We start from the raw sequence: 9,137 nt of genomic DNA, 5'->3' as shown, positions 1-9,137 counted from the left end.
TAACGTAACTTCAAAATCATTGATCATTAAATAATCTTTTAAAACAGCTCCAAAGTTTGGATCGTCTTCTACTAGTAATATTTTTTTTCCTTCCATAGTAATTGAATATTTCTTTTTAATTTATTAAGGGCATTTTGATAATAAAGGTACTACCCTTTCCTTTTTCACTTTCAACATATATTTGACCGTTATGATCTTCAACAATTTGCTTCACATAAGAAAGTCCTAAACCGTGACCTTTTACATTGTGTAAATCTCCAGTATGTTCTCTGTAAAATTTTTCAAAAACACGTTTTTGAGCTACTTTAGTCATTCCAGCACCTTGATCTTGAATCTTTATTAGGATAAAATCTTTAATGTTTTCGGTAAAAACATCTATTATAGGTGCTTCTGGCGAATACTTTATAGCATTATCTAATACATTGACCAACACATTTGTAAAATGAACATCATTTAATAAAATTGTGTTTCGGGTCGCATCAAAATGATGATTTATAATACCCGATCTATCTTCAACAATTAAACCAACGTGCTCAATTGCGTCCTCAATAATTTCAGTTACGTCTCTTGGCTCTTTTGAAATGTCCAACTCATTTTTTTCTAACTTAGAAATTCGCAATACATTTTCAACTTGCGCATGCATTCGTTTATTCTCTTCTTTAATCATTTGTAAATAGCGCTGTACTTTCTCTTTATCATCAATGATTTTTGGGTTTTTAATAGCGTCTAAAGCCAAGTTAATGGTTGCGATAGGCGTTTTAAACTCATGCGTCATATTATTGATGAAATCGGTCTTAATTTCAGAAATTTGTTTTTGCTTTATTAGTTGATTTAAAGCACTCGAATAGGTTAAAACAATAACGAGTGTGAATAACAAAGATAAACTAGATATACCTATTAACGATGAGAATACAAACTTACTTTTTTGCGGAAAACTAACTAACAATTGATATTTTGAAATTCCTTCGTTATCCTGAAAAACTGGAATACCATAGGTCGTATTCTTATCATACTTAAAATTTTCAGATCGTATTTTAGTTGCTAACCCATTACTGTAAATTCCAAATTCAAAAGGTGTTTTAACTCCATATTTTTTTAATTCCGAACTAAGTAGTTCGTCTAATTCTTCATTTGAAATTCTTTGTTGTAATGGTTTTTGCGCAACAATATCTTTAAAAACAACTTCAAAGTTTGCTTTATCTAAACTGGATAAATTACCTGATTTAGAGATAGTTGTATTAGGTTGATTACTCAATTGAAAATTAGCATCAGTAATAGAATTTCCATTATAAATCTCAGTTTTACGATTAGCTACTATGTTTCCAATAGATACTGAATCTGCTTTATTGTCAAAGAACGAACCTGTAACACCATAATTTTCAGCTACAAGTGTATTGGTATAAATAATTGTTTCGTTTGTTTTTGTATCCCTTTCATAAAAGTATACCTCTTTTAGCTGGCTTGTTTCAGGATCTTTACCAATACTATCTTTAATTTGATTGTATGTTGTAAAAAACGAAACTAATTCTTTATCTTTTAAATTGTCAGAAACGTTACCTAAAACTTGTTGCACGTGGTATTTAAATTCTTCTTCATTTTTATCCATTGAAGTCGAAATCCAATACAATTGAACTAAAATGATTCCTATTAATGATAAACTCATTAAAAAGACTAACAACCTAAATCTTGACTTATTCATCGAAACAAATTTAACATTTTAACATTTATTCCAAAAATACATTAACCAAAGATTAACATAAAAACCTTTTTTTACAGTTTTGATAAAATTTTAAGAATTTCGTCTACTTGAATAAACGTCTTATTTAAGTCGATATTGTGGATTATGAAATCACTTTTTGTGATTTTTTCAGATTCAGGAAGTTGATTGTTCATGCGGCTTAAAATGGTTTCTTTTGAGACATTATCGCGCAACATGGCTCGTTGAATTCTGATTTCTTCGGGTGCAGTAACCAAAATAACCTTATCACAAGCTGTATTTCCACCCGTTTCAAAAAGTATCGCTACTTCTTTAATGATGAAAGGCGCATTTGAATGCAATTTCAACCATTCAATAAAATGACTTTTAACTAAGGGATGAACAATGTTATTTAACTGAGTAAGTTGAATTGGTGAATTAAAAACTAATGTTGCTATTTTCTTCCGATCTAGTTTTGCAAAATCATCCAAAACATTTTCTTCAAAAATAGCATTTACAGAGGCAATAACTTCGGGTAATTCCATTAGTTTTTTAGCTTCTTCATCAGCAATATAGACCGGAATACCTTTTGAATCAATATAATGAGCTACAGTAGATTTTCCACTTCCAATTCCTCCAGTTAAACCAATGATTTTTGTCATTATCTATTTTTTAAAGAATAATTCGGGAAAGGCTACTTGAGGTTTTTGTTTTAAAATAAAAATTTTGTAATACGAAAACAAAAATCCTGTTCCATATCCATAAAACTGAATTACGGTTGCCCAAAGTGAAAATAACGCAATTTTAATGCTTTTATTTGTTATTAATGAACTTATGAAAAGTAAACAAAAGTAGAAAGCATAAAAACCAATAAAGATATAATTCCCAAATAAAGAAACTAGTACCGAAAACATAAATCCTATAAGAAACAAACTTGGAAACCAAAATGTAATTTTTGAATATTCCGGATACCATAAATTTAAAATGGGCCTGGCTTTACCAAATTTATTGACTTGAATTTGAAACTTATCCCAACTTATTCTTCTTTTATGATAGACAAATGCTTCTTTAATTAATTTAGTTTTAAAACCTAAATTCCATAAACGAATAGACAAATCTGGATCTTCTCCTGGATGAATATTTCCAAAGCCTTTTGAAGCTTCAAAAGCAACTTTTGAAATTCCCATATTAAAACTTCGAGGTTGAAATTGAGTAATTTTTTCACTTCCACCTCTTATTCCTCCTGTGGTTAAAAAAGAAGTCATTGTAAAGTTAATTGCCTTCTGAACATCAGAAAACGAAGCTAAGGCAGCATCGGGTCCGCCGAAACAATCGACATAATCTTCTTGCAAACTAGTTTGAACTTGATTTAAATAGTCTTCTGGAATAATACAATCAGAATCAAGTATGATGAAATAATCTCCTTTAGCTTGAGTCATCCCATAATTTCTAGAATCGCCTGGTCCTGAATTTGTTTTGAAAAAATAAGCTATTGATAATTTTGATTGGTATTTTTCAATAATGTGTTCGCAAGAAATAGTTGAACCATCTTCAACAACTACTACTTCAAGAGCAGCATCACCATCTAATTTTGACAAACTCTCTAATAATTCATCAATTTCATCTGGCCGATTATAAACAGGAATAATAAACGAAAAATACATGTTTTACATTTTATACAAAGATATATAAAATAAAAAAGTCCCACCTAAGTGGAACTTTATATATTTTGATGAGACATCAATTATTTTATACTTGGCACTTGTACCATTTCATTAGCATCAGCTAAATAATCTACTCCTTCGAATCCAAAACCAAAAAGGTTTAAGAAATCTTGTTTATATCCTGCTAAATCTCCTAATTCTACAAGTGATTCGGTAGTTGACTCAATCCATAATTTTGCAATTCTTTCTTGAACATCTGGTCGCATTTCCCAATCGTCAATTCTAATTCTTCCCTTCTCATCTGTTGGAACTGCGTTGCCTGAATATAATCGTTGTTGGTATAAACGCTGAATTTGTTCAATACATCCTTCGTGAATACCTTCGGCTTTCATAATTTTATATAAAAGAGAAATGTATAATGGAATAACTGGAATTGCAGAACTAGCTTGAGTTACTAATGCTTTATTAACCGAAACATAGGCTTTTCCATCTAAATCACTTAATTGTTTTGTAATTTCAAATGCTGTAGCTTCTAAGTGATCTTTTGCGCTTCCTATGGTTCCTTTTCTGTAAACCGCTTCTGTTACTTCTGGACCAATGTAAGAATAAGCAATAGTTGTAGCTCCTTTTGCTAAAACTCCAGCCTCATTTAAAGCATCCATCCACATTGACCAATCTTCTCCACCCATAACTACAACGGTGTTGTCAATGTCTTCTTGATTTGCAGGTTCAATTGAAACTTGCGTTACGTTACCTGTATGAAAATCAACCGTTTTATTTGTAAAAGTAGTCCCAATAGGTTTTAATGATGAACGGTGTAAAACTCCTGAAACTGGATGTTGACGAACTGGTGATGCCAAACTATAAATTACTAAATCAATCTGACCTAAATCGGCTTTAATCATTTCAATTGCCTGAGCTTTTACTTCATTAGAAAAAGCATCTCCATTAATACTTTTAGCATATAAACCTGCTTTAGTTGCTTCTACTTCAAAAGCAGCAGAATTATACCAACCCGGAGAAGCTGTTTTGCCTTCGGAAGGCTCTTTTTCAAAAAACACACCAATTGTAGCTGCGTCAGAACCAAAAGCACTTGTAATTCTTGAAGCCAATCCAAAACCAGTTGAAGCTCCAATTACCAATACTCGTTTTGGACCATCAATTTTACCTTTAGATTTTACATATCCAATTTGATTTTTTACATTTTGTTCACAACCTTTTGGATGAGCTGTTAAACAAATAAATCCACGCATTCTTGGTTCTATTATCATCTTCTAAATTTTATTATTTATTTTTCAATTATAAATCTTCAAACAAAAGTAGCTTAAAAATATTAATTCAACAAAGCTTTTGCATGCTGTAATGCGGATTCGGAAATATCTTTTCCAGATAACATTTCTGCAATTTGTTGAATTCGTTCTTCAGGGTTTAACACTAATAGTTCAGATATTGTTGTTTCATTTTGAATACGCTTAATTACTTTGTAATGTGTATCACCTTTAGCTGCAATTTGCGGAAGGTGTGTTATTGCAAATACTTGCATGGTTGCACTCATTTCCTTCATAATTTCACCCATTTTTATAGCAATTTCTCCGGAAACTCCGGTATCAATTTCATCAAAAATAATCGTAGGTAATTTTGAATAATTGGCTAAAATAGCTTTAATAGCCAGCATAATTCTCGACATTTCTCCGCCTGAAGCGACTTTCTTTAACAATCCGAAATCTGTTCCTTTATTTCCAGAAAACAACAAAACTACTTCGTCTTTTCCTTTTTGAAAATAGGAATCTGTAAATCGAATTTCAAACTTAAAATTGGCTTCTACCATTCCTAATTGGCCTAAAATAGTTTTGATTTTTCCAATTAAAATTGGCGCGGTTTTACTCCTATTTTCTGAAATAACTCCTGCAATTTTATCTAAACTATTTTTATAATCCTGAACTCTTGCTTGTAATTTTTCAATAGAACCATCTAAATCATCCACTCGAATAACTTTTGCATCTAATTCATTTTGAATACTAATTAATTCAGTAATAGTTTGCACTTGATGCTTTTTCTGTAAATTATAAATCGCCTGTAATTTTGTAGTAATTAATTCTAATTGTTCTGGATCAGCCATAATTTTATCATTATTTTGATCAATCTCAGAAATAATATCTTCAAATTCAAGCATACAACTTATTAATCGCTCCAGCAATAGCGTATTTTGCGTTGAAAAACTAGCATTTTTTTGAAGAGCATTTTTAATCTCTTTTAAATTCATTAAAACGCCAATTTGTTCTTCATTAGCAATAGCTAAAATTCTTTGAAAATTCTCTTTAATAAACTCAACATTACTAAGTTGCTCAAGTTCCTGTTCTAGTATTTCTTGTTCGCCATCAATTAAATTAGAGGCTAAAAGTTCGTTCAATAAATAAGAATTATACTCATATTCTTTTAATAAAGTTTCTTTTTCTGCCAATAATTCTCGCAACTCTTTTTGCGAAGATTTATAATCAAATAATGAAATCTTATACGAATTAATTAAATCACCATTGTTTGCAACGGCATCAAGAATTTCTATTTGATAGCTTTCTTCGGTTAACTCGCGTGTTTGATGTTGTGAATGAATATCTAACAACAACAAACCTAACATTTGCAATTCGTTAAGATTTACTGGGCTATCATTAATGAATGCGCGCGATTTACCCGAAGGTAAAATTTCTCTTCTAATGATTGTTTTATCTTCATAATCCAAATCATTTTCTTTAAAAAAGTCTTGCAACTTATAATTTGAAAGTTCAAAAAAGGCTTCAATAATACATTTTTGCTCTTTATCTTTTAAGGAAGTTAAATCGGCTCTATTTCCTAAAACTAATCCTAATGCACCTAGTAAAATAGATTTTCCTGCGCCTGTTTCACCTGTAATTACAGAAAAACGATTTGAAAAATCAGTTTCAAGAGATTCAATTAATGCATAATTTTTTATGGAAAGCGAAAGTAGCATAGGTATTAATTACAATGTGATAAATGTATTATCTAATTTTATTCCACTTTTGAGAATTTAACGGAGAAATTCGATTTAATGTTTCTACTAATTTTGTAACATCTATTTTTGGTCCGTCCGAAAAAACAGAAACAATTTCATCACCTTTAGCATCAAAAAAAGTTCTCATTATTAATGAATTAGGACGTACTTTTTGAATTTCTAATAGTGTTTGAATTGATTTTGCAACACCTTCTTTACCTTTAAGTAAGTCTTCTTGCATAAGATCTAATCCTAACCTTTGATATTCATACATTGTGGATCTGAAAGGAGAAAATGTATTTGATAATAGATCTGAAATTAAAAAATTTCTATTGTTATTATTCCCTTCAGATAAACTCCATCCTTTATAACCACTAGTTTGAGCAACATTAACAATATTTGAAGCAATTTCTAAATATTTAGTTCCACCATTTAAAGCAAAAGAATCTTGATCTAAACCAATAATCAAATTAGAATAAAAAGCTAATACAGAAACAAGATTAGAGTTAAAGCTGTTTTGATCATACACCATTGTTTCAAATTCTATGAATCTAAACGAAAAATTTTTATCGTTAATATTTAAAATAGGTGTAGAAAAAGTACTATTATAGATTGGTCTAGAAGATTGAATTTGTAAAGTTGCTTCAAAATCATTTGACCCATATTTTGAAATATTTATAAAAAAATTACATTCTATTTTTTCAATATCAAGTACTTCTCTGTCGGTCCATTTTGTATTATTTAAAAACTCATTAACTTGTTTTTCTAGGTTTTTAAATAACTGCGGATTACCATTATTTACTTGCTGATAGTTTACAGAAACCGTTGCTTGAAGTTCTTGAGAAACTCCAATTTGAACAAAAAATAAAATGAGAACCAATACTAAATTACGCTTCATAATGTTTGATTATTTTATTTATGATATCTATAGCTACTTCTTCTTTAGATTTTAAATCCATCGGTTCAATAGTAAAATTACGATCTATAAATGTAACTTTATTTGTTGGTAGACCAAATCCGGCACCTTTATCATTTAACGAATTTAAAACAATCAAATCTAAGTTTTTTTTCTGAATTTTCAACTTCGCTTGTTCTATTTCATTTTCAGTTTCTAAGGCAAACCCTATCAAAAACTGATGTTTTTTATTTGCTCCTAAAGATGCTAAAATATCTTCTGTCTTTTCTAACGTAATAGATAACGTAGTTTCTGTCTTTTTTATTTTTTGTTGTGCTACATTTTTTGGACGATAATCGGCTACGGCTGCTGCTGCAATTACAACATCCATAACATCATAATACTTAAAACAAGCATTATACATCTCCTTAGCTGAAGTAACTCGAATCAATTTAATTTGAGAATTTTCTAGTTGAAAATGTGTTGGTCCTGAAATTAAAGTAACTTCTGCACCCATTTTCGCGGCTTGTAGTGCAATATCAAACCCCATTTTTCCTGAAGAATGATTACCAATAAAACGCACAGGATCTATGGCTTCATAAGTAGGGCCAGCGGTTACCATTATTTTTTTTCCTTTTAATGGTAATTTATCTAATAAATCATTTTCAATAAAAGAAACAATAGTTGCTGGTTCTGCCATTCTTCCTTCACCAGTTAAACCACTGGCTAATTCTCCGTTTTCGGCAGGAATTATAATATTCCCAAACGAAGATAACTTTTGAAAACTATCTATTGTTGAAGGATGTTTATACATATCTAAGTCCATTGCTGGTGCAAAATACACTGGGCATTTTGCAGATAGATAGGTTGCAATTAGTAAATTATCACAATTACCGTTTGCCATTTTAGATAGTGTATTTGCTGTAGCGGGTGCAATAATCATAAGATCTGCCCAAAGTCCTAATTCAACATGATTATTCCATTCGCCCTTTCCATCTTCTTCGTTATAAAAAGTAGAAAATACAGGATTTTTTGAAAGGGTTGATAAAGTAAGTGGCGTAATAAAATGCAAAGAAGCAGGCGACATTACAACTTGTACTTGTGCACCTGCTTTTATGAATAATCTAACCAAATCGGCTGTTTTATAAGCAGCTATACCACCAGATATACCTAGCAAGATTTTTTTACCGCTTAAAACAGACATATTTAGTTATTTTGAATCTCTGTAGTAGATTTTACCTTCTTCCCACTCTTGAACTGCCAATGCATGAGGTTTTGGTAATTTTTCGTAGAATTTTGAAACTTCAATTTGTTCTTTGTTTTCAAAAACTTCTTCTAAACTATCGTTGTAAGTAGCAAATTCTTCCAATTTTTCAATTAATTCCTTTTTTATTTCGGTATTAATTTGATTGGCTCTTTTTGACATAATAGTAATCGCTTCATAAATATTTCCAGTAGGCTCTTCTAACTTACTTTTGTTATAAGTTATCGTATTTACTGGAGCACTTGTTTTCTTTAAATCCATGATTTTTTATTTAGAAAATTGTTGTAATTCTTGTTCAATTGTTGCAAACATTTTGTCAGCATCCTCTTTGTAAGCTGTATCCGATTTAAATTTTATTAAATTAGCATAGGTTGTTTTAGCATAAGCTAAACGTTCTTGTTTTTTAGATTCAATACTATTAATTGCTAACTTATATGCAGAATCTAATCTATAAAACAATGCCTGTTCTTTGTATGGTGTTCCCGGAAAATCAGTAATAAAATTATCAAAAGCTTTTAAAGCGGCTTTAAAATCTGAAATACTATTGTATTGTTTAGCTATTTCAAATGCCTTCTTTTCTAGTTTTTCTCTTAATTCCTTTACATATTCAT

General features: G+C 30.2%; 9 protein-coding genes and 1 pseudogene. All 10 read right to left on the bottom strand.

Annotated features, from left to right (window positions below; genetic code table 11):
* Window positions 1-96, bottom strand: a pseudogene (locus ACIQZC_RS06895) (DNA-binding response regulator); the annotation flags it as partial.
* A gap of 19 nt (window positions 97-115) precedes the next feature.
* Window positions 116-1,699, bottom strand: a complete 1,584-nt coding sequence (locus ACIQZC_RS06890; protein WP_396138500.1) for a sensor histidine kinase — start codon at window positions 1,697-1,699, stop codon at window positions 116-118.
* A 71-nt stretch (window positions 1,700-1,770) separates the two neighbouring features.
* A complete protein-coding gene (gene coaE / locus ACIQZC_RS06885; protein ID WP_396138499.1) occupies window positions 1,771-2,358 on the bottom strand; it encodes a dephospho-CoA kinase in 588 nt (195 codons plus the stop codon).
* Between the two features lie 3 nt (window positions 2,359-2,361).
* Window positions 2,362-3,360 (bottom strand): glycosyltransferase, encoded by a 999-nt coding sequence (locus ACIQZC_RS06880; protein WP_396138498.1) that lies wholly within the window; start codon window positions 3,358-3,360, stop codon window positions 2,362-2,364.
* Between the two features lie 80 nt (window positions 3,361-3,440).
* Window positions 3,441-4,631, bottom strand: coding sequence for an enoyl-ACP reductase FabV (gene fabV, locus ACIQZC_RS06875; protein WP_396138497.1), 1,191 nt, complete (start codon window positions 4,629-4,631; stop codon window positions 3,441-3,443).
* A gap of 62 nt (window positions 4,632-4,693) precedes the next feature.
* Window positions 4,694-6,346, bottom strand: a complete 1,653-nt coding sequence (gene recN, locus ACIQZC_RS06870) for a DNA repair protein RecN (protein ID WP_396138496.1) — start codon at window positions 6,344-6,346, stop codon at window positions 4,694-4,696.
* Window positions 6,347-6,374: 28 nt separating this feature from the next.
* Entirely contained in the window at window positions 6,375-7,265 is an 891-nt protein-coding gene (locus ACIQZC_RS06865; protein WP_396138495.1) for a DUF4835 family protein, read from the bottom strand.
* Window positions 7,255-8,466 (bottom strand): bifunctional phosphopantothenoylcysteine decarboxylase/phosphopantothenate--cysteine ligase CoaBC, encoded by a 1,212-nt coding sequence (gene coaBC / locus ACIQZC_RS06860; protein ID WP_396138494.1) that lies wholly within the window; start codon window positions 8,464-8,466, stop codon window positions 7,255-7,257. Before coaBC ends, ACIQZC_RS06865 begins: the two co-directional genes overlap by 11 nt.
* A gap of 6 nt (window positions 8,467-8,472) precedes the next feature.
* A complete protein-coding gene (locus tag ACIQZC_RS06855; protein ID WP_396138493.1) occupies window positions 8,473-8,787 on the bottom strand; it encodes a DNA-directed RNA polymerase subunit omega in 315 nt (104 codons plus the stop codon).
* Window positions 8,788-8,793: 6 nt separating this feature from the next.
* Window positions 8,794-9,137: outer membrane protein assembly factor BamD (gene bamD, locus ACIQZC_RS06850; RefSeq protein ID WP_396138492.1), on the bottom strand; the 344-nt coding region annotated here is incomplete at its 5' end.

Origin of the sequence: Flavobacterium sp., from assembly GCF_044338735.1 — a bacterium.
Classification (GTDB): domain Bacteria; phylum Bacteroidota; class Bacteroidia; order Flavobacteriales; family Flavobacteriaceae; genus Flavobacterium.
Note: the sequence above shows the minus strand (reverse complement) of the source record. Positions and strands in the feature narration are given on the sequence as shown.

What these genes read in the sequence shown, in the direction of transcription:
- ACIQZC_RS06890 (WP_396138500.1), bottom strand. Translation starts at nt 1,699, where the DNA reads ATGAATAAGTCAAGATTTAGGTTGTTAGTCTTTTTAATGAGTTTATCA.
- coaE (WP_396138499.1), bottom strand. Translation starts at nt 2,358, where the DNA reads ATGACAAAAATCATTGGTTTAACTGGAGGAATTGGAAGTGGAAAATCT.
- ACIQZC_RS06880 (WP_396138498.1), bottom strand. Translation starts at nt 3,360, where the DNA reads ATGTATTTTTCGTTTATTATTCCTGTTTATAATCGGCCAGATGAAATT.
- fabV (WP_396138497.1), bottom strand. Translation starts at nt 4,631, where the DNA reads ATGATAATAGAACCAAGAATGCGTGGATTTATTTGTTTAACAGCTCAT.
- recN (WP_396138496.1), bottom strand. Translation starts at nt 6,346, where the DNA reads ATGCTACTTTCGCTTTCCATAAAAAATTATGCATTAATTGAATCTCTT.
- ACIQZC_RS06865 (WP_396138495.1), bottom strand. Translation starts at nt 7,265, where the DNA reads ATGAAGCGTAATTTAGTATTGGTTCTCATTTTATTTTTTGTTCAAATT.
- coaBC (WP_396138494.1), bottom strand. Translation starts at nt 8,466, where the DNA reads ATGTCTGTTTTAAGCGGTAAAAAAATCTTGCTAGGTATATCTGGTGGT.
- ACIQZC_RS06855 (WP_396138493.1), bottom strand. Translation starts at nt 8,787, where the DNA reads ATGGATTTAAAGAAAACAAGTGCTCCAGTAAATACGATAACTTATAAC.